The sequence below is a fragment of the Vibrio sp. 14G-20 genome (assembly GCF_026241515.1).
Taxonomy (GTDB): Bacteria; Pseudomonadota; Gammaproteobacteria; order Enterobacterales; family Vibrionaceae; genus Vibrio.
In genome coordinates, this window is sequence record NZ_JAPHPW010000003.1 from 171,396 (window position 1) to 193,485 (window position 22,090).

The window sequence follows — 22,090 nt, forward strand, 5'->3', positions numbered from 1 at the left end:
TACAGTGTCGTCAACATCCGAAAGTTGTCTCCCAATGAGCTGCAGTCTGGCTAATCCATCAGCAATTAGAAAGAAAAGTTCCAAGCACATCAAACAAATGGGGTTATAAATGGTCGTTGGTGTGAAAATTACTTACACTAAAGGGCATTAATTTTAACTCAAGCCTTGAAAACTCTACTCTCAAGTACAATATCAAAGATACTAGATTTATCTCAGTATCCTTGGTTAGTAACTGAAGACTAGTTCATAACTAGTAGAGACACTGACGGCATTTAAAATAGATCGCGGACGATCTGAGAACGAAGAGATTCCAAGCACATGATTACTAAGCTGCTGACAAAGGTAATTGGCAGTCGCAATGACAGAACACTGCGCCGCCTTAGAAAAATTGTAAAAGAAATTAATAACTACGAACCAACGTTTGAAGCACTTTCAGACGAAGAGCTAAAAGCAAAAACGGTTGAGTTTCGTGAGCGCTTAGATAAAGGTGAATCGCTAGATCAACTTCTACCTGAAGCATTTGCTACGGTACGTGAAGCGTCTAAGCGTGTTTACGGCATGCGTCACTTTGACGTGCAAATGATTGGTGGCATGGTTCTAAATGCTGGCCAAATTGCAGAAATGCGTACTGGTGAAGGTAAGACTCTTACAGCAACCCTACCAGCTTATCTTAACGCCCTACCTAGCAAAGGTGTTCACGTAGTAACGGTGAACGACTACCTAGCGAAGCGTGATGCGGAAACAAACCGCCCATTATTTGAATTCCTTGGTATGACTGTTGGCGTGAACGTGCCAAATATGGCTCCACCAGAGAAGAAAGAAGCGTACCAAGCGGATATCCTATACGGAACAAACAACGAGTTTGGTTTTGATTACCTTCGTGACAACATGGCTTTCCGTGCTGAAGACCGAGTTCAACGTGAGCGCTTCTTTGCTGTAGTCGATGAGGTTGACTCAATCTTAATCGATGAAGCTCGTACTCCATTAATTATCTCTGGTCCTGCTGAAGATAGTTCAGATCTTTACACGCGCATTAACACTCTGATTCCTTCTCTAGAGCGCCAAGATAAAGAAGATTCAGAAGAGTACCGTGGTGAAGGTCACTACACCATGGACGAGAAATCGAAACAGGTTCACCTGACTGAAAACGGTCAAGAATTTGTAGAAGAACTAATGGTCAAAAACGGCCTGATGGAAGAGGGTGACACACTTTACTCTCCAACCAATATCAGTCTGTTGCACCATGTTAATGCAGCGCTGCGTGCACACGTATTGTTTGAGAAAGACGTTGACTACATCGTTACTGAAGAAGGCGAAGTGGTTATCGTTGATGAACATACTGGTCGTACTATGCCTGGTCGTCGTTGGTCTGAAGGTTTACACCAAGCTGTTGAAGCTAAAGAAGGTGTGAAGATTCAGAATGAAAACCAGACGCTAGCATCGATTACATTCCAGAACTTCTTCCGTCTGTATGAGAAACTGTCTGGTATGACAGGTACAGCCGATACAGAAGCTTTCGAATTCCAGTCTATCTACGGCCTAGAAACGGTGGTTATCCCAACCAACAAGCCTATGGTTCGTAACGATATGCCTGACGTGGTTTATCGTACTGAAGAAGACAAGTTCAATGCAATCATCGAAGACATTAAAGACCGTGTAGCAGCTGGTCAGCCATCATTGGTTGGTACAGTTTCTATCGAGAAGTCTGAACTGCTGTCTAATGCACTGAAAAAAGCAAAAATTAAGCACAGCGTTCTAAATGCTAAATTCCACGAAATGGAAGCAGAGATCGTTGCACAAGCTGGTATGCCGAGTGCGGTAACTATCGCAACTAACATGGCTGGTCGTGGTACCGATATCGTGTTAGGTGGTAGCTGGCAGGCACAAGTTGAAAAGCTAGAGAATCCAACTAAAGAGCAGATCGAGAAGATCAAAGCTGACTGGAGAATCATACACGATAAAGTGCTTGAGTCAGGTGGTCTGCACATCATTGGTACTGAGCGTCATGAATCTCGCCGTATCGATAACCAGCTACGTGGTCGTTCTGGTCGTCAAGGTGATGCGGGTTCTTCTCGTTTCTACCTATCAATGGAAGATTCTCTGCTACGTATCTTCACATCGGATCGTATGGCTGGTCTTATCCAAAGTGGTATGGACGAAGGCGAAGCGATTGAATCTAAGATGCTGTCTCGCTCAATTGAAAAAGCACAACGTAAAGTGGAAGGTCGTAACTTCGACATCCGTAAGCAGCTTCTTGAGTACGATGATGTAGCCAATGACCAACGTAAGGTTGTTTATGAGCTACGTGATGAGCTGATGAGTTCTGATGACATCAGTGAGATGATCGAACACAATCGTGAAGATGTACTGGCATCAGTTATTGATGAATACATCGCTCCTCAGTCTCTTGAAGACATGTGGGATATCGCGGGTCTGCAAGATCGCCTGAAGAATGATTTCGATCTAGATTTTGATATTCAAGGTTGGTTAGACGAAGACGACAAGCTTTATGAAGAAGCATTGCGTGAACGTATTCTTGGTATGGCGGTAGATTCGTACAAACAGAAAGAAGAAGTGGTTGGTGCTCAAGTACTGCGTAACTTCGAGAAGTCTGTGATGCTACAAACGCTAGACGGCCTTTGGAAAGAGCACTTGGCTGCGATGGATCACCTTCGTCAAGGTATCCACTTACGCGGTTATGCTCAGAAGAACCCGAAACAAGAGTACAAGCGCGAGTCGTTTGAACTGTTTGAAGGCCTACTAGATGTACTGAAAACAGACGTTGTTACCATCCTTTCTAAAGTTCGCGTTCAGCAACAAGAAGAAGTAGAAAAGATGGAAGCTCAACGTCAAGCTCAAGCTGAAGAAGCGGCGCGTCGTGCACAAGCACAACACGCAACGGCTGAAAATCAGTTAGGTGACGATGAAGCTGAACCAGCATCTCCACAAACGGTAGTACGTGATGAGCGTAAAGTGGGTCGTAACGAACCATGCCCATGTGGAAGTGGCAAAAAATATAAACAGTGTCACGGTAAAATTGACTAAGTTTGGTGAATCGTTGCTGTAACGGATGATTGCAGTGTCGGAGGTACTCACTTACTAACGTAAGCTCCGTGCCTCCTCCTTGCACTCACCACGTCACAGCTTAGCTTCACACAAACTTATTGATAAAAAGAGTCGCTTAGGCGGCTCTTTTTGTATGTAAATTTCATGGCTTACTTTGTTACACAAGGAAGTCGTCATTCCCTATAGCGAGGAACGAGCGTAATAGGGAATCTCGTTTAGTTAGGCTCACGTTGCTTTAGCTCCTCAACTCAGTCGCTCCTCCTTCTTGAGGATGACGTATTCAGGGACTATGTGAGTTAAGCGTTTTATTAAGGAACACCATCACATGAAAAGAATCCATATTGTAGCGGGCATTATCTTCAACCAAGATAAGTCACAGGTATTTATCACTAAGCGCCCAGACGACAAACACAAGGGCGGTTTTTGGGAGTTCCCAGGCGGCAAGGTAGAAGCAGGCGAAACCATTGAACAAGCAATGACTCGTGAGTTGTATGAAGAGATTGGCATCAAAGTAACTGAACAGTCTCTGTTTGAGCACCTTGAGTTTGATTACACGGACAAGTCGCTTAAGTTCGACTTCATCCTTGTGACCGATTTTGAACAGCAACCTTATGGCAAAGAAGGTCAGCAAGGTGAATGGGTTAGTCTTGAATCATTGAATCAATACGCCTTCCCTGAAGCAAATGTGCCAATTTTAGAGCGAGTGGTAAAAGAGTTTTCGTAATTGCTAGCCTGAGTTTGAGATTGTTGTTAGTTTAAAGAGATTAATCGAATGAACGTTGCTGCAAGAGATAAGTGGCAACGGTAACCAAAACAATGGAGATATTCGCAGTGGTAAGAATTGCAATTGCAGGAGCAGCGGGCCGTATGGGTCGCAACTTGGTGAAAGCCGCTCATCATAATTCAGAAGCAAGTGTTGGTGCTGGCTCAGAGCGTCCAGAGTCATCTTTGGTCGGTGTTGATGTTGGCGAGTTATGTGGTGAAGGTCGTTTTGATGTCGCTCTAGTGGATGACTTGTCTAAAGCCATCGAAGAGTTTGATGTGATTGTCGATTTTACTGCCCCTGTTAGCACATTAGCGAATATTGAACTTTGTAAACGTCACGGTAAAAAGCTGATCATCGGTACGACGGGTTTTTCTGAAGAAGAGAAACAGGTGATTGATGCGGCTTCGAAAGAGATGCCTATCGTAATGGCACCTAACTACAGTGTCGGTGTGAACCTTGTATTTAAGCTGCTAGAAAAGGCCGCTAAAGTGATGGGCGATTACTGCGATGTTGAGATCGTTGAGGCTCACCACCGTCATAAAGTCGATGCTCCTTCTGGTACAGCGATTGGTATGGGCGAGGCGATTGCTGGTGCGATGGGCAATGAGCTCAACGATGTAGCCGTATGGTCACGTGAAGGTATTACTGGTGAGCGTACGAAAGATGAGATTGGTTTCGCTACGATTCGTGCCGGTGACATTATTGGTGAACACACCGCTATGTTTGCGGATATCGGTGAACGAGTCGAAATTACTCATAAAGCCACGGACCGAATGACTTTCGCTAATGGCGCAATCAAGGCTGCAGTCTGGTTAAATGATAAACCAGCCGGCTTTTATACCATGACTGATGTCCTAGGTTTGAATGACCTGTAAATAGATATTTATGCGCTGGCAATTGCCGGCGCTTTCTTTATTTAGCCTCTTTTTCGCAGTAATCCCTCTTCTAAGATCTTCCTTCTACTTTCTTATTATCGTCATTTTCTCTTGGTTTAGGTGCTATTTATGCTAACTTTGATGTGATTTCTGTTTTAGATCTTTAAATTGTTATGTTTTCTCTTTGAATTTATCGTTTGCTTTTTGTTGCTGATATTTTTGTTACTCTATACTTGGTTAAAATGAGGGGTGAAAATTAGAAAATCGTAATATTCGGCCTAAATGAGCATGAAAGTTAAACTTTTGAAGCTTTGATGGCGTAAATTGAATTAGTCCTTACAAATGTTTAATTTCTTTTGCGTTAAATGTTGACACGTATCACGCACATCACTAAAATACCGCCAATTTGTCTAATTTCCATAAACACGCAGTTTCTGGTGTTGCAGGAAGGTAGATTTGCAAATTAAATCAATTTTAATGCATTTTTATTTCTGGAGGTTGTCTTGAAGAAGTCAGCACTACTCGTCCTAGAAGATGGGACAGTATTTCACGGTGAAGCCATTGGCTCTGTAGGTTCTGCAGTTGGTGAAGTCGTTTTTAATACCTCGATGACGGGGTACCAAGAAATCCTCACTGATCCTTCCTATTCTCAACAAATCGTTACCCTTACTTACCCTCACATTGGCAATACCGGAACCAATTCCGAAGACGAAGAATCTTCTTCAATCCACGCTCAAGGCCTTGTGATTCGCGATCTCCCTCTAATCGCTTCTAACTTCCGTAATGAACAATCCCTTTCTGATTACCTTAAGTCGCAAAACGTTGTTGGTATCGCTGATATCGATACTCGTAAGCTGACGCGTATTCTTCGTGAAAAAGGCGCACAGAACGGTTGCATCGTAGCGGGTAACAACCTAGACGAAGCTTTGGCTCTAGCTAAAGCAAAAGAATTCCCTGGCCTGAAAGGTATGGACCTTGCGAAAGAAGTTACAACAAAAGAAGCGTATCAATGGAAACAAGGTTCGTGGACGCTTACGGGTGGACTTCCTGAAGCGAAAGCAGACTCTGAATTGCCATACCACGTTGTTGCTTATGACTTCGGTGCAAAACGAAACATCCTACGAATGCTTGTTGACCGCGGCTGCCGCCTAACGGTTGTTCCAGCTGAAACTTCTGCTGAAGAAGTACTAGCTCTGAACCCAGACGGTGTTTTCCTTTCAAATGGCCCTGGTGACCCAGAACCATGTACTTACGCAATTGAAGCGACAAAAGTGTTCCTAGAAAAAGGCTTACCAATCTTCGGTATCTGTCTAGGTCACCAGATTCTTGCTCTTGCGTCAGGCGCTAAGACTGTGAAGATGAAGTTTGGTCACCACGGTGCAAACCACCCGGTTAAAGATTTAGATCGTGATGTTGTGATGATTACTTCGCAAAACCACGGCTTTGCTGCTGACGAAGAAACCCTTCCAGAGACACTACGTGCAACGCACAAATCACTATTTGATGGTTCTCTACAAGGTATTCACCGTACAGACAAACCAGCATTCAGCTTCCAAGGTCACCCAGAAGCGAGCCCAGGTCCAGAAGACGCAGCGCCGTTATTCGACCACTTTATTGAACTAATCAAACAGCACACAGCGTAATTCGGAGTAGTAGACAATGCCAAAACGTACTGACATTAAAAGTATTCTTATTCTAGGTGCTGGCCCGATCGTTATCGGCCAAGCATGTGAGTTCGATTACTCTGGTGCTCAAGCTTGTAAAGCGCTTCGCGAAGAAGGTTACCGAGTTATTCTTGTAAACTCGAACCCAGCGACAATCATGACTGACCCAGACATGGCCGATGCAACTTACATCGAGCCTATCCAATGGGAAGTTGTGCGTAACATCATCGCTAAAGAGAAGCCTGATGCAGTTCTACCTACTATGGGTGGTCAAACTGCATTGAACTGTGCGTTAGACCTAGAAAAGCACGGCGTTCTTGAAGAGTTCGGTGTTGAAATGATTGGTGCAACGGCTGACGCTATCGATAAAGCAGAAGACCGTTCACGCTTCGATAAAGCAATGAAAGCAATTGGCCTTGAGTGTCCAACTGCTGATACAGCGAAAACGATGGAAGAAGCTTACAAAGTTTTAGACATGGTTGGCTTCCCTTGTATCATTCGTCCATCGTTCACGATGGGTGGTACTGGTGGTGGTATCGCTTACAACAAAGAAGAATTTGAAGAAATCTGTCGTCGTGGTTTGGACTTATCTCCAACTAACGAACTTCTTATCGATGAATCACTTATCGGTTGGAAAGAGTACGAGATGGAAGTGGTTCGTGACAAAAACGACAACTGCATCATCGTATGTGCGATTGAAAACTTCGACCCAATGGGTATTCACACAGGTGACTCAATCACTGTGGCTCCAGCTCAAACGCTGACAGACAAAGAATACCAACTAATGCGTAACGCATCTCTAGCAGTACTGCGTGAGATTGGTGTTGAAACAGGTGGTTCAAACGTACAGTTTGGTATCAACCCGAAAGATGGCCGCATGGTTATCATCGAGATGAACCCACGTGTATCTCGCTCTTCAGCACTAGCTTCTAAAGCAACAGGTTTCCCAATCGCTAAGATTGCAGCGAAACTGGCTGTTGGCTTCACGCTAGACGAGTTAATGAATGACATCACTGGCGGCGCAACGCCAGCATCATTCGAACCAACAATCGACTACGTAGTAACTAAGATTCCTCGTTTTAACTTCGAGAAATTTGCAGGTGCTAACGACCGTCTAACGACTCAAATGAAGTCTGTTGGTGAAGTTATGGCTATCGGCCGTAACCAACAAGAATCTCTACAAAAAGCACTTCGCGGCCTAGAAGTTGGCGCGACTGGTTTTGACGAAATGGTAGACCTAGACGCACCTGATGCTCTAACGACTATCCGTCATGAACTGAAAGAAGCTGGCGCAGAGCGTATTTGGTACATTGCTGACGCATTCCGTGCTGGCATGTCGGTAGATGGTGTATTCAACCTAACGCAAATCGACCGTTGGTTCCTAGTTCAAATCGAAGACATTGTTAAGCTAGAGCAAGAACTGAAAGCGAAAGGCTTTGCTGGTCTGAACAAAGACGAGCTAAACAAGCTTAAGCGTAAAGGTTTTGCTGATGCGCGCCTATCTAAGATTCTAGGTGTAGCGGAAAGCGAAATCCGTCGTCTGCGTGACCAATATGATATCCACCCAGTGTACAAGCGTGTAGATACGTGTGCGGCTGAGTTCTCTTCTGACACGGCTTACATGTACTCTTCTTACGATGACGAGTGTGAAGCGAACCCAACAGACAAAGACAAGATCATGATTCTAGGCGGCGGTCCAAACCGTATCGGCCAAGGTATTGAATTTGACTACTGTTGTGTACACGCATCACTAGCACTACGTGAAGATGGCTACGAAACTATCATGGTTAACTGTAACCCTGAGACTGTTTCTACAGACTACGATACATCTGACCGTCTGTACTTCGAACCAGTAACTCTGGAAGACGTACTAGCAATCGCTCGTGTTGAGAAGCCAAAAGGCGTTATCGTTCAGTACGGTGGTCAAACGCCACTTAAACTGGCTCGTGCTCTTGAAGCTGCTGGCGTACCAATCATTGGTACTAGCCCAGACGCAATCGACCGTGCAGAAGACCGTGAGCGTTTCCAAGTTGCTGTAGACCGTCTAGGCCTACTTCAGCCAGAAAATGCAACAGTAACAACAATGGAGCAAGCGGTAGAGAAATCTCGTGAAATCGGTTTCCCACTTGTTGTACGTCCTTCTTACGTACTTGGTGGTCGTGCGATGGAAATCGTATACGACGAGCAAGATTTACGTCGCTACTTCAACGAAGCAGTTAGCGTATCAAACGAATCTCCAGTACTACTTGATAGCTTCCTAGACGACGCTGTTGAAGTGGACGTAGATGCAATTTGTGACGGTGAGCGCGTTGTTATCGGCGGTATCATGGAGCATATCGAGCAAGCGGGTGTTCACTCTGGTGACTCAGCATGTTCTCTTCCTGCATACACGCTAAGCCAAGAAATCCAAGACGTAATGCGCGAGCAAGTTGAAAAGCTAGCGTTCGAGTTGGGTGTTCGTGGTCTGATGAACACGCAGTTTGCTGTTAAGAACAATGAAGTGTACCTAATCGAGGTTAACCCTCGTGCAGCACGTACGGTTCCATTTGTATCTAAAGCAACTGGTGCGCCAATCGCTAAGATTGCAGCTCGTGTAATGGCGGGTCAATCGCTAGAGTCTCAAGGCTTTACGAAAGAAATCATCCCACCTTACTACTCAGTGAAAGAAGTTGTACTTCCATTCAACAAGTTCCCTGGTGTTGACCCGTTGTTAGGCCCAGAAATGCGCTCTACTGGTGAAGTTATGGGTGTTGGTGCGACGTTCGCAGAAGCATACTCTAAAGCTGAATTGGGTTGTGGCAACATCTACCCAGAAGGCGGCCGTGCACTTCTTTCTGTTCGCGAAGGCGACAAAGAGCGTGTTGTTGACCTAGCATCTAAGCTATCTAAGCTTGGTTACCAGCTAGACGCAACACACGGTACAGCGGTTATCCTTGGCGAAGCGGGTATCAACCCACGTCTAGTAAACAAGGTACACGAAGGTCGTCCTCACATTCTTGACCGTATCAAGAACAACGAGTACACGTACATCGTGAACACAGCTGCTGGTCGTCAAGCGATTGAAGATTCTAAAGTACTTCGTCGTGGCGCATTGGCTGAGAAAGTTAACTACACGACTACGCTAAACGCTGCATTCGCGACTTGTATGGCGCACACTGCAGACGCGAAGACGTCAGTAACTTCAGTTCAAGAACTACACGCACAGGTTAAAGCTTCTCAAGCTTAATCGCCTAAAGTGTATCGCTGTTAAGCGGATATAAATGCTCAAAGCCCACTCTTCGGAGTGGGCTTTTTTATGTCTGTTATCTAGCATGAGTTAAATGATGAAAATCTGGAATAGGTTACAATCTTGTGTTTCGTTGTTGATCGTTTGCTCAGGGTGGTAACTTGTCGCTACACGAGAATTTAAGGCGTTGGGTATATGGAAATCACTCTAGAAATATTGGCTATCTTGTTTGTTGTTGCAACGGCAGCAGGCTTTATTGATGCAATGGCTGGCGGCGGTGGGTTGTTGACTCTACCTGCATTGCTCGCGGCTGGAGTGCCACCAACACAAGCTCTGGCGACCAACAAACTTCAAAGCTCATTTGGCAGTTTCTCAGCGAGCTGGTACTTCGTGCGTAACGGTATCGTTAGTATTAAAGAGATGCGCCTCGCTATCTTTTGTACTTTTATCGGTTCGGCTATTGGTGCAGAGTTAGTTCAATACATCGATGCGAGTCTTCTGACCAGCGTGATCCCACTGTTACTTATCGCTATCTCTCTCTATTTCTTATTAGCACCACAAACCAGAGCCTCTGAAGGCAAACAAAAGATCTCTGAGGCGATGTTTGCGTTATGTGTTGGTGGCGGTGTTGGTTTCTATGATGGCTTCTTTGGCCCAGGCACTGGCTCAATCTTCACGGTTTGTTTTGTCGCGATTGGTCATTTCTCATTAGTCGATGCTACAGCACGTACCAAAGTACTGAACTTCACCTCGAACATTGCAGCACTGATCTTCTTTATTTTGGCTGGTTTGCCAATTTGGGAATTAGGATTGGTGATGGCGGTTGGTGGCTTTATGGGGGCTCAGCTTGGCGCTAAAGTCGTGGTGACAAAAGGGCAGAAATGGATTCGCCCCCTTGTGATCGTGATGTCGATGCTGATGGCTTCTAAACTGCTTTGGGAACAGCATCAACAATGGATTCTATCAGTATTTTAACTCTCGGAGACTGATAGCTATTTGGTCTCACACAGATATGAATCGGTCGGATTAAGCCTGCTAATTCAGGGAAGCTATACAAATATTGAGGCTCAATATTGAGTGTTTTTACGATAGAGAGCGGGATTAAAGCCGGCCCAGTTCCACCCAATGCAAGCTGCGCTGCTGCGGTGTAGGCATCCATCTCCATCAAGGGCTTGATACCGAATTTTTCCAACACAGATAATTGATAAGAGTTAGCTGGGTTGGTCATATCGTTAGTAATGACCAATGGAGGAAGAGCCGTGAGTGGTTGCTTACTCACAATGTAAAACGGCTCATCAAACAGGTGGAAGGTCATCAACCCGTGATGCGGTGGCAATAAGCCTGCGCACAATCCTAGAGTTGCCTTGCCTGATTGCACTCGCTCTATGATTCTTGGCGTGTGGTTAGTGGTAATGGTGATGTATTTATCTTGCTGGATAAATTGCCCCATCATCTCACCTAAGTAGCCCGCTATCAGAGATTTAGAGCTGTCTAGGGTAATTAGAGTGGTATCTTCCAACTCTTGCTGTTCATAAATAAGACCACGAAGTTCATTGAACGTAGGGCCGATACTCTCGATCAATGCAATCGCATCTGGCGTCAGTTTTATCTGTCGGCCACTCGGCTCGATGAGCTTTTTACCTAGCTTCTTTTCTAAATTTGCAATCCGTTTGCTGACCGCAGATTGGCTGATATAAAGCAAACTGCCTGTACGGCTCATCGTCTTTGCTTTACTCAATACCAATAGAGTTTCGATTCCTTCGAGTAGCATTTAGTAATATTCATGAAAGTTGGGAATGATTGAATCAAGTTACCTCAAACACTCTTCATTCTCTAGATTTGAAGCGAAAGGTTTGAACTCAGTTAGGTATTTTAAATTGGGAACGTAAAGTGTCACGAAAGATCATAAGAATGGACTGGAGAGTGAGCCGGATTAAAAAAGGCTCCGTTGCGGAGCCTTCAATTTGTAACGATGGCCTATTTTATAGCAAAGGTTGGTAATGATAAATGCCAACGAATGGCGCCAAGCCTGATCAATAGTGTTGAAAACACGCCGGCCAAAAATGCAGTTTCTGAGTCGTGTCCCATGCTGATCGCTATAGTATGGAAAGCGCCACCAATGATACAAGCAGTCGCGTAGACTTCACTTCTTAGGATCATTGGGACCTCACGAGCAAGTACGTCACGGATAATGCCGCCACCGCAGCCTGTGATCACACCCATGATAATAGCAACCAATGCAGAGTCTTGATAAATCAGTGCTTTCTCAACACCAATGCCAACAAATACCGCTAAGCCGATCGCATCACATACAGGCAGGATCCACCAAGCCAAACGCTTTGGGCGTCTTACTATAATCATGGTCAGCAAACAGGTGGTGATGATGACCCAAAGGTAGGTGGTATCGGTGATCCAAAATACGGGAGTTGCACCTAATGCCATGTCACGAATAGTGCCGCCGCCAATCGCGGTTACACTGCCTAGAACGGCGACGCCAAAGGGATCCATCTTAAGACGGCCAGCGACAAATACGCCTGAGACAGCAAAAATGGCAGTGCCAAATAAATCGATAATATAAAGCAGCATGGAGTCCATGATACTGGTGCTCTTATAGTTAAAATTGTAGGGATAGGTCGGTGGCGAATTGTACGAAAAAATGCAGCAAATAGTTAGTGATTTTGCCTAGCTCTATCGAAGAAATCGCACACTTGTTGGATCGCTTTCAAGGTTCTCGTTGTCGGGCGATTAATCCAGTCAGAATTGAGGGACCAAATCTGATTTTGAGCGACAGCTGGGATCTCATCTTCCCATGTTTGCCACATGGTTCCATTCTCAATCGCGTGCTGAGATGTGAAGATCACTTGCGGTTTCCTTAAGACAACTTGTTCAATTCCAACTTGCGGATAAGGGGATGCGCTGTCTTCAAAAATATTGTGACCACCACAAAACTCAAACACCTCACTTGGCCAGTGCCCTTGAGCCACAGTGATGATCGGCTTTTCGCTAAGCTGATAAAAGTAGTTTACAGGCTCGGCGTCTTTATATTTTAGCCTTAACGCGTTGAGCTGTTCTTTGTATTGTTTGGCATTATTCTCACCGATACTAGGGTCACTTGCGTATTGGCTGAGTTGTTCAATATTGGTCGCGATGCTGTCTAGGCTTTTGGTTTTTGAGTAGTAAATATTGAAACCAAACTGCTCTAATTTCGCGAGTTCTCTAGGCGGGTTGCCTGCAGGCCACGCAAGAATCAGATCTGGCTGCAGTGCGATGATTTTCTCAACCTTGATGCCTTGATAGTTTGCTACCTTCTCAAGCTTATCAGCCTGTGGTGGGTAATCACTTCGTTCACTCACTGCGATAAGGTTGTCACCCAAGCCTGCGCTGTATGCAAGTTCTGTGGCATGAGGAGCGAGGCTGATAACACGTTCGGCCGTCACGACTTCTGTCGCAAGTGAAGTGGGTGCCCAAAAACTGAAGCTGAGACTGAACGCGAGGGCTGTACATCGTGTAACAAGTTGAGAGGGTTTCACTTTAAATCCCTTGGTGAATAATGAGTAAGGCTAGGCTTTGTAAGAATATCCAGACAGCGATGCGACCAAAAAGCAGCTTTTGAACCTGAGATAAGTGCAGCGCTGATGGGGCGATTCTGCCGCCTAATTTTGCACGAATGGCTTTGGTGTTGTCATAAATGGCAGGGCCACCCAATGATAACTCTAACTTGTTACCTACGGCGGTAATTAACCATGCAGGGCCGGGTAGAGGCCAAGAGCGGCTCTGAACGAGCATCATCTTGAATGTGTGAGACGCTTTATCACCACATACGATCATCAAGGCAAACAAGCGCATTGGTATAAATTCTAGGATAGCGACGATCTTGATTGCCGTTGAGCCAAAAGGAGAGAACTGCTTACGGCTTGGTGACCAAGCTCGAGCTAATTCTACAATCAGGCGATACATCAATGCGGCGATACCACCACCGATGGCATACCAGAACAGCACACAAACCACGTTACGAGCGTAACCCATGATGATAGTTTCTGTGGCGGCTTTGCCTAGTCCAAGTGAAGAAAGTGATTCGGTCTGACGATTGACAATTGGAGCCAGTAACTGACGAGCGGCAGCTTTATCTTCTCGACCAAGTGCTTTGATCAACTGATTAGCCAGCTTTTCATTATTACGCCAATCAATCGCGAGTAATAGCAGCGCTAACTCAAATAGCTGAGATTGCCAAACCAAAGGTTGCAAGGCCAACAGAATAATCAGAGTCGGCAGCACCATTAATCCCCAGGCTAATGTGCCCGAGATTAAGCTTTGGGAATAGTTTTGGTTGTTATTAACCTTGCTTGCTAAAAGCTCAGCAAACTTATGCCATAAGGTCGTGGGGTGTGCGGCATGAGGAATAGGTAAAATTAAATGAAAAAGCAGTGCTCCCCACATTACAAGGAGCACGCCATTGGCAAATACCTGATCAAACAGTGTTTGCATGTCTAGTCGCTTACTTTAGTAGGGCAACCATTTTGATAACCATTTCAGAAGAGCTTTGTGCTGCTAGCGGCAGGAACTCTTCGAAGCTCATTGGTGATTCTTTGTCTGCAACGTCAGAGATTGCACGTACAACCACGAATGGAACTTGGAATTGGTGACAAGCTTGAGCAATCGCAGAAGCTTCCATCTCTACAGCAACCACTGATGGGAAATGCTTACGGATGAACTCTTGGCGTTCAGCTGTGCATACAAATGCGTCGCCAGTACAGATAAGGCCACGAACAGCGTGCTTATCTTCCATTTGAGATAGCGCTTGTTCAGCAACTTGCATCAGCTTGTCGTCAGCTTTGAATGCTGCAGGTTGACCTGCCATTTGACCAATTTCGTAACCGAAAGCCGTAACGTCTGCATCGTGGTGACGAACTTCAGTTGAGATAACCACGTCGCCAAGGTTCAGTGTTGAATCAAAACCGCCAGCAGAGCCAGTGTTTAGAACGACATCTGGTTGGTATTCGCTTAGAAGGATTGAAGTACCAACTGCTGCTGCTACTTTACCAATGCCTGATTGAAGCAAAACAACGTCAACACCATTTAGCTGACCAGAGAAAAAGGTACAACCGCCTTTATTAACTTCAGTAATGTCTGAAATTGCTGCTTTTAGGATCGCAACTTCTTGCTCCATTGCGCCAATGATGCCGATTTTCATGTGTAGTCTCTTAATAAAAATATTTAAACAGTAGAGCGAAATTGTAGCATGGAAGAGAAGTGTCGAGCGACAGCCCTGAGGCACTTCTCATCCGAATAGCAGCGATTTATCTACGTATTCTTTTATCTATTTGATTAGGCCTTCGCTTTTTAGGCTTGCGCGAAGTTGTTCAGCACGTTTTCGGTTCACACCAAAATCAGAATGACCAGTACGAGACTCAGAACGTACGATCAGTTTGCCATCGGTGATTTTAAGTTCTAAGTCATCGACAAAACGCATGATGCGAGAGGTACATTCAACACGCAGGTAATCTTCTGTTTTGCTCGCGGTTTTTGACCCCGGTAAGGTGAGTGCAACCTGCTCAATCGCATCTAGGTTTGCTGAATCTGATAACTCAAACGCGGCCAATGCATGCTGCTCACGGTCATCTTGAGTTGATACGCAGTTTGGTTTGTCTCCACAAGGTGATGAAGTTCTGTCTTTCATGTCCGTGATTCCTTGGCTGCAAGCGGTTAACGTTAAAAGTGATAGCGAGAGGAGAGCGGCTTTTTTCATAGTGTTTCCTATGGCTTGTTTTTAATTCTAATTGTAGTTATCGGTATTGGCTTATTTGTAATTGTTTTACGTATTTTCGTTGTGCTTGTGATAAACGAATCTAATTCAAAAAAGGATCCATAATTGGATCCTTTTTTATAGTAACGAACTGAGTAATAAAGGAAACCTTGTATTAGGGCGTGTTGACCTTTCGTGGTTAAATTTTGTTCGAGATAAAAGCGTTTTAATCGCGGCGAGGGGGAAGTAGCCTAGTCACTCTAAGCAAATCTCCCTCAACAAAGAGTAAAACGCTTTTTGCGGGGGCGCCCAGCTCGAACCCTTCGGGCAGCGTTTGCTGGTCATTTCTACTGCGTTATCGGCTTCTCATGTAGGCTAGCTACACATCGACGCCTCTGCCTTGTATAAATACCCAGCAACTCGCTGCAAAAATCAGCTCGAAAGATCAACACGCCCTAGTCACACTTCTAGGTAATCCAATATTCCTTCTGCGGCTTTACGGCCTTCATCGATAGCGGTTACCACTAAGTCAGATCCTCGAACTGCATCACCACCTGCAAAGATCTTACTGTTGGTGGTTTGGTATTGAAACTCTTGTTTGCCGGGAGCCTTGATGCGGCCCCATTGGTCGAGTTCAACACCAAATGGTTCTAGCCACTCCATCGCGTGAGGTTGGAAACCAAATGCCATGATCACGGCATCGGCCTCAAGAACATGCTCACTGCCTTCGACCGGTTCTGGGCGACGACGGCCTGCTTCATCAGGTTCACCCAAAGCGGTTTTCACGACTTTTACACCAACCACATGACCAGCGCTGTTAAGCTCTAAGCCAATAGGTTGTAGGTTGAACTTGAACTTCACACCCTCTTCACGTGCATTTTTTACCTCACGGCGAGAGCCTGGCATGTTGGCTTCATCTCGGCGGTAAGCACACACAACATTGGCTGCATGTTGGCGAATCGAGGTTCTTACACAGTCCATCGCGGTATCACCACCACCAAGCACGACCACCTTCTTGCCTTGCATGTCGATGAACGGAGTTGGGTTTTCTAAATCCATTACCTTGTAGGTGTTAGATATTAGGAAAGGTAGGGCATCATAAACGCCCGGTGCATCTTCGTTGTCTAAGCCTGCACGTATGTTTTTATAGGTACCGACACCTAAGAAGACAGCATCGTAATCATCGACAAGCTGCTGAAGTTGTATATCTTTGCCGACTTCGGTATTCATTTGGAACTCAACGCCCATCTCGCTGAAGATACGGCGACGATTTTCCATGATGCCTTTCTCAAGCTTGAACGATGGGATACCAAATGTCAGTAGGCCACCGATCTCTGGGTAACGGTCAAATACAACAGCTTTCACGCCATTACGAACTAGGATATCAGCCGCCGCCAGACCTGCAGGTCCCGCACCGATGATAGCGACCTTTTTATCAGTCCACTCAACGTGAGACATGTCAGGCTTCCAGCCCATCTCAAAGGCTTTGTCGGTAATGTATTTTTCAATATTACCTATGGTGACCGCACCGAAATCGTCATTGAGGGTACAAGAACCTTCACACAGTCGGTCTTGAGGACAAACTCGTCCACAAACCTCAGGTAAGCTGTTGGTCTGGTGAGACAGTTCAGCGGCTTCGATAATACGTCCTTCATTGGCAAGCTTGAGCCACTGAGGGATGTAGTTGTGGACTGGGCATTTCCATTCACAGTATGGGTTACCACAGTCTAAACAACGGTCTGCTTGCGCTTTGGCTTGCTGTTTAGTGAAAGGTTCGTAGATCTCTACAAACTCAATCTTACGTATCTTGATTGGTTTCTTCGCTGGGTCTACGCGATTCACATCAATAAATTGGTATACATTCTGGCTCATTATTGGCTCCTTCCAATTATTGCGCTTGAACACGAAGTTCAGCTGAGCTGCGGCTTTGGTGGCCGAGCAAGGTGTTCAGATCCGCCGTCTTTGGCTTCACTAGGTAGAACTTTGGAATCCATTCATCAAAGTTCGCCAGAATAGCTTCAGCGTGTACTGAGCCAGTCTCTTCTAAGTGCTCTGCAATTAAGCCACGCAGATGTTCTTGGTGGATAAATAAGTCAGACAGAGAAAGTGCCTCGACCGACTCGTTGTTCACTCGACCTTGGAAGTCTTCATTCTTATCCATCACATAAGCAAAACCACCGGTCATACCGGCGCCGAAGTTGACGCCAGTCGCGCCAAGAATCGCAACAATACCGCCTGTCATGTATTCACAAGCGTTGTCACCTGCACCTTCAATCACCGCAACCGTACCTGAGTTACGTACACCAAATCGTTCGCCAGCCGTACCAGCTGCAAACAGCTTGCCTCCAGTTGCGCCATACAGACAGGTGTTGCCTATGATGGTCGCTTCGTTACAAGTAAATGCGGTGCCTTGGTGAGGCTTGATAGCCACTTTGCCGCCAGCCATACCTTTGCCAACATAGTCATTAGCATCGCCTGTTAGGTACAGCTCAACGCCGCCTGCGTTCCAAACCGCAAAAGATTGGCCTGCTGTACCGTCGAGGTATAACTTGATTGGTGAACCTGCCATGCCTTGGTTGCCGTATCGCTTAGCAATTTCGCCAGAGATACGTGCGCCAATCGAGCGGTCTGTATTAATCACGTTGTAGTAAAGGCTGGTGGACTGTCTTTTCTCGATCGCATCGAGTGCATCATCCAGAATTTGCTGGTTGAGCTGGGCCTTATCAAATGGCGCGTTTGGTTCGGTCCAATACAGAGGGTGACCCTCTGGAGAAACTGGAGCTTCGAGTATTGAAGATAGATCGAGTTTGCTCTGTTTCGCGGTGAGACCTTGAACAGCCTCAAGCAAATCAGTACGGCCAATCAAGTCGGTAAGTTTTTCTACACCAAGCTCTGCAAGGTATTGGCGAACTTCATCGGCTAGGCCAGTAAAGTAGTTCACCACCATATCAGGTAGACCTTTGAAGTATTCGCGGCGCAGTGTTTCATCTTGAGTCGCGACACCCGTTGCACAGTTGTTTAGGTGACAAATTCGTAGGAACTTACAGCCCATTGCAACCATCGGCGCGGTACCAAAACCAAAGCTTTCAGCACCTAAAATCGCGCCTTTAATCACATCGAGACCAGTTTTCAAACCACCGTCGACTTGTAGGCGGATCTTATGACGAAGCCCATTAGCAACCAGAGCTTGCTGGGTTTCTGCTAGCCCTAGCTCCCAAGGACAACCTGCGTATTTTACCGAGGTCAGTGGGCTCGCCGCTGTACCGCCATCGTAGCCAGAGATAGTGATTAGATCGGCATAGGCTTTTGCTACACCTGTCGCGATAGTACCGACACCCGGTTCAGATACTAGCTTCACTGAAACCAAGGCGTTAGGGTTAACTTGCTTAAGGTCGAAAATCAGCTGAGCCAAATCTTCGATTGAGTAAATATCGTGGTGCGGAGGAGGGGAGATCAGAGTGACACCCTGAACCGAGTATCTCAGTTTGGCGATTTCTGCCGTTACCTTATGACCTGGCAGCTGACCACCTTCTCCAGGTTTAGCGCCTTGTGCGACCTTGATTTGCAGAACATCCGCATTGGTTAAGTAGTGCGGAGTCACACCAAAACGACCAGACGCAATCTGTTTGATGCGCGAGTTACGGTCGGTACCAAAGCGTCGTGGATCTTCACCACCTTCGCCAGAGTTCGAGTAACCACCCAAGCGGTTCATCGCCATCGCTAATGCTTCATGCGCTTCTGGGCTCAGAGCACCAATCGACATCGCTGCCGAGTCAAAGCGCTTAAAGAGGTCACTGCTCGGCTCTACTTGCTCAAGTGTTAGCGGCTTATCGGCTTTTTTAAGGCTCATTAAGTCACGCAACATCGCGGCAGGGCGAGCATTTACTTGCTTAGCAAAAGAGAGGTAATCCGACGTTTCTCCGGTTTTCACTGCCGTTTGCAGTGTGCCGACCACGTCTGGGTTATAAGCGTGGTATTCACCACCATGGACGTATTTCAGTAAACCACCGTGCTCGATTGGCTTACGTTTGGTCCACGCTTTACGAGATAAGTTATAGATGTCTTGTTGGAAATCGCTAAAGCTCGCGCCTTGGATTCGTGTAGTAACTCCGCGGAAACAGAGCTCAACAACGTCGGAATGTAGGCCAACGGCTTCGAAAAGCTGCGAACAACGATATGAAGCAATCGTAGAAATACCCATCTTCGACATGATCTTATACAGACCTTTGTTGATGCCGTTTTGGTAGTTTTGCATCGCGGTGCGGTAGTCTTTGTCTAAAGAGCCATCATCCAACATTTTACCTAATGCTTCATAAGCCAGATATGGATAAACCGCGGTCGCACCGAAGCCAAGTAGCACTGCGAACTGGTGTGGGTCACGAGCAGTTGCTGTCTCAACCACGATGTTGGCATCACAACGCAGATTGGTATCAGCAAGTCTTGTTTGCACCGCACCAACCAACATGGCTGCAGGGATTGGTAGTTTGCCTTTTTCTAAACCTTTATCCGAGAGTACAACTAAAACCGCACCCTCGCGGACTTCTTGTTCTGCACTATCACATACCGCTTTGATCGCTTGTTCAAGGTCTTGATGGTTAGGATCGTAGTGCATACTGAGAATGACATGACGGTAATGTTTTTGACTCAACTGCAGAAGTTGCTGCATGTCTGAATAAAGCAGTACTGGTGAATCAAACGTGACACGATAGGCGTGACCGTCTGTTTCACAGAACACGTTCATCTCTTTACCAATACTGGTCGCCAAAGACATCACGTGTTTTTCACGTAATGGATCAATAGGTGGGTTGGTGACCTGTGCAAACTTCTGGCGGAAGTAATCAGTGACCAGACGTTCTTTTGAAGAGAGCACAGCCATCGGCGTATCATCGCCCATTGAACCTACCGCTTCTTGCCCCATGTCACCAAGTACACGCAGTACTTGGTCAGACTCCTCGTTGCTCATCGCAAACTGTTTTTGGTAGGTCTTGAGCGTGTCATCGTCAAAGCTACGCTTACCGACTTGGTCATCTTGCAGCGCGGAAAATGGCGTTAACTTGTGAACGTTCTTTTCCATCCACTCTTTATATGGGTGGCGACCTTTGAGGTCATTGTCGATCTCATTAGATTGCCATAGCTTGCCGCGGCGAGTATCTATTACCAGTAATTCACCTGGACCAACACGGCCTTTTTCTGCAACTTCATCTGGTGCGTAGTTCCAGATACCGACCTCAGATGCCAGTGTGATTAGGTTGTCTTTAGTAATCACATAACGCGCTGGGCGCAGGCCATTTCTATCGAGGTTACATGCGGCGTAACGACCATCTGAAAGTACGATGCCAGCAGGGCCATCCCACGGTTCCATGTGCTTGGAGTTGAAGTCGTAGAAGGCACGCAGATCTGGGTCCATGTCTGGGTGATTTTGCCAAGCGGGCGGAACAAGCATACGCATCGCTCGGAACACATCCATACCTCCGGCAAGGAACAGGTCGAGCATATTATCTAGGCTTGAAGAGTCTGAGCCTGTCTCATTCACAAAGGGCGCTGCGGTTTGTAAGTCTGGCAGCAGCGGTGAAGAGAATTTATAGGCACGAGCCTTGGCCCATTGGCGGTTACCTTCAATGGTATTGATCTCACCATTGTGCGCTAAATAACGGAATGGTTGAGCCAGTGGCCAGCGTGGTTGTGTGTTAGTTGAGAAACGCTGGTGGAACAGACATATTGCAGATTCCATACGTAAGTCTGCAAGATCGAGGTAAAATCGCGGAAGATCGGCCGGCATACACAGACCTTTGTAGACCATTACCTGTGTTGAAAGGCTACAGATATAGAAATCTTTGTCTTCGGTGATCTGCTTTTCAATTCTGCGGCGAGCAATGTATAGGCGTCGTTCGATGTCACGCTCACGCCAACCGGCAGGAGCAGAGATAAACACTTGTTGAATATTTGGAACCGAGTCTTTTGCGATTGGACCCAAAACGTCGGTGTTAGTCGGCACGACACGCCAACCTGCAACAGTGAGTGTCTCTTGAGCGAGCTCTTTATTGACGATGTCTTGCGCGGATTGCGCTTTGATTGGGTCTTGGCTGAAGAAAATCATGCCGACAGCGTATTGCTTGCCGAGGTTGAAGTTATTCTCTTCTGCGATAATTCTGAGGTAAGAGTCTGGCTTCTGTAGTAATAAGCCACAGCCATCTCCGGTTTTACCATCCGCAGCGATACCACCACGGTGTGTCATGCGATCTAGGGCTGAAATAGCAGTTCTTACCAACTTATGACTAGGTTGGCCTTCCATTTGCGCTATTAAACCAAATCCACAGTTGTCTTTTTCAAGACTAGGATCATATAGAGCCATTGCAATTCTCCCTTTTGCTTCTCTGTCATCCAGACAGTAAATGACTAACTATTCATGTACTTGTTGTTTTTTGTAAACTGATAGTTTGCTTTAGCCAGTTAAAACGTTATTGGTTGTGTTAACAAAACCGATTGATTTTATTTTCATCAGCTTTACAACGTATAGCTAATTGTGTTTAAGGTCAAGTTCATGGTTAATTATCATGCATAAACGCGATTAGCCACTTAATAATCTAAAATAGTCGATGGATATCAATGAGATATGCAAGATGAATGTTAATGATATTTAACATATACAACAGGGTGTTTTTGAAAACGCCGAAGGCCAGATAGAAAAAAGGCTAGCATCGAGTGCTAGCCAAATATAAAAGTTAGGAAGGGTGTCGCTTTTCCTCTAGG

General features: G+C 45.9%; 14 protein-coding genes. 6 read left to right on the forward strand and 8 right to left on the reverse strand.

Annotation, left to right across the window (positions count from 1 at the left end; genetic code table 11):
* Positions 1 to 318 precede the first annotated feature (318 nt).
* From secA to OQJ75_RS03945, 6 genes are all read left to right on the forward strand, one after another.
* Positions 319 to 3,045 (forward strand): preprotein translocase subunit SecA, encoded by a 2,727-nt coding sequence (gene secA, locus OQJ75_RS03920; protein WP_265971080.1) that lies wholly within the window; start codon positions 319 to 321, stop codon positions 3,043 to 3,045.
* 346 nt (positions 3,046 to 3,391) lie between these two features.
* Positions 3,392 to 3,790: an 8-oxo-dGTP diphosphatase MutT gene (gene mutT / locus OQJ75_RS03925; protein WP_265971082.1), complete on the forward strand. Its 399-nt coding sequence runs from the start codon at positions 3,392 to 3,394 to the stop codon at positions 3,788 to 3,790.
* Positions 3,791 to 3,882: 92 nt separating this feature from the next.
* Positions 3,883 to 4,707, forward strand: coding sequence for a 4-hydroxy-tetrahydrodipicolinate reductase (gene dapB / locus OQJ75_RS03930; protein WP_026084086.1), 825 nt, complete (start codon positions 3,883 to 3,885; stop codon positions 4,705 to 4,707).
* 503 nt (positions 4,708 to 5,210) lie between these two features.
* Complete coding sequence (carA, locus tag OQJ75_RS03935) at positions 5,211 to 6,350, forward strand: glutamine-hydrolyzing carbamoyl-phosphate synthase small subunit (protein WP_265971084.1); 1,140 nt, start codon at positions 5,211 to 5,213, stop codon at positions 6,348 to 6,350.
* A gap of 16 nt (positions 6,351 to 6,366) precedes the next feature.
* Positions 6,367 to 9,597, forward strand: coding sequence for a carbamoyl-phosphate synthase large subunit (gene carB, locus OQJ75_RS03940; protein ID WP_061019048.1), 3,231 nt, complete (start codon positions 6,367 to 6,369; stop codon positions 9,595 to 9,597).
* Between the two features lie 195 nt (positions 9,598 to 9,792).
* Positions 9,793 to 10,572: a TSUP family transporter gene (locus OQJ75_RS03945; RefSeq protein ID WP_102319698.1), complete on the forward strand. Its 780-nt coding sequence runs from the start codon at positions 9,793 to 9,795 to the stop codon at positions 10,570 to 10,572.
* On the opposite strand, the gene OQJ75_RS03950 is transcribed toward OQJ75_RS03945, so the two are convergent.
* From OQJ75_RS03950 to gltB, 8 genes are all read right to left on the reverse strand, one after another.
* The gene (locus OQJ75_RS03950) at positions 10,523 to 11,368 is read right to left on the reverse strand and encodes a LysR family transcriptional regulator (protein ID WP_265971090.1); all 846 of its coding nucleotides are present in this window, start codon (positions 11,366 to 11,368) and stop codon (positions 10,523 to 10,525) included. The two genes, OQJ75_RS03945 and OQJ75_RS03950, sit on opposite strands and share 50 nt — an antisense overlap.
* A gap of 206 nt (positions 11,369 to 11,574) precedes the next feature.
* On the reverse strand, positions 11,575 to 12,192 hold the full coding sequence (locus tag OQJ75_RS03955) for a TRIC cation channel family protein (RefSeq protein ID WP_016796206.1): 618 nt from the start codon (positions 12,190 to 12,192) through the stop codon (positions 11,575 to 11,577).
* A gap of 74 nt (positions 12,193 to 12,266) precedes the next feature.
* Positions 12,267 to 13,127, reverse strand: coding sequence for a vitamin B12 ABC transporter substrate-binding protein BtuF (btuF, locus tag OQJ75_RS03960; protein WP_265971093.1), 861 nt, complete (start codon positions 13,125 to 13,127; stop codon positions 12,267 to 12,269).
* A 1-nt stretch (position 13,128) separates the two neighbouring features.
* Positions 13,129 to 14,082 (reverse strand): cobalamin biosynthesis family protein, encoded by a 954-nt coding sequence (locus OQJ75_RS03965; RefSeq protein WP_265971095.1) that lies wholly within the window; start codon positions 14,080 to 14,082, stop codon positions 13,129 to 13,131.
* 10 nt (positions 14,083 to 14,092) lie between these two features.
* The gene (mtnN, locus tag OQJ75_RS03970; protein WP_017630246.1) at positions 14,093 to 14,788 is read right to left on the reverse strand and encodes a 5'-methylthioadenosine/S-adenosylhomocysteine nucleosidase; all 696 of its coding nucleotides are present in this window, start codon (positions 14,786 to 14,788) and stop codon (positions 14,093 to 14,095) included.
* Positions 14,789 to 14,914: 126 nt separating this feature from the next.
* Entirely contained in the window at positions 14,915 to 15,343 is a 429-nt protein-coding gene (locus tag OQJ75_RS03975; RefSeq protein WP_017070085.1) for a DUF1499 domain-containing protein, read from the reverse strand.
* 456 nt (positions 15,344 to 15,799) lie between these two features.
* Positions 15,800 to 17,212, reverse strand: coding sequence for an FAD-dependent oxidoreductase (locus OQJ75_RS03980; protein WP_265971101.1), 1,413 nt, complete (start codon positions 17,210 to 17,212; stop codon positions 15,800 to 15,802).
* 16 nt (positions 17,213 to 17,228) lie between these two features.
* Positions 17,229 to 21,692 carry a glutamate synthase large subunit gene (gene gltB / locus OQJ75_RS03985; RefSeq protein ID WP_265971103.1) on the reverse strand — a complete coding sequence of 1,488 codons (4,464 nt, stop codon included), beginning with the start codon at positions 21,690 to 21,692 and terminating at the stop codon, positions 17,229 to 17,231.
* Positions 21,693 to 22,090 lie beyond the last annotated feature (398 nt).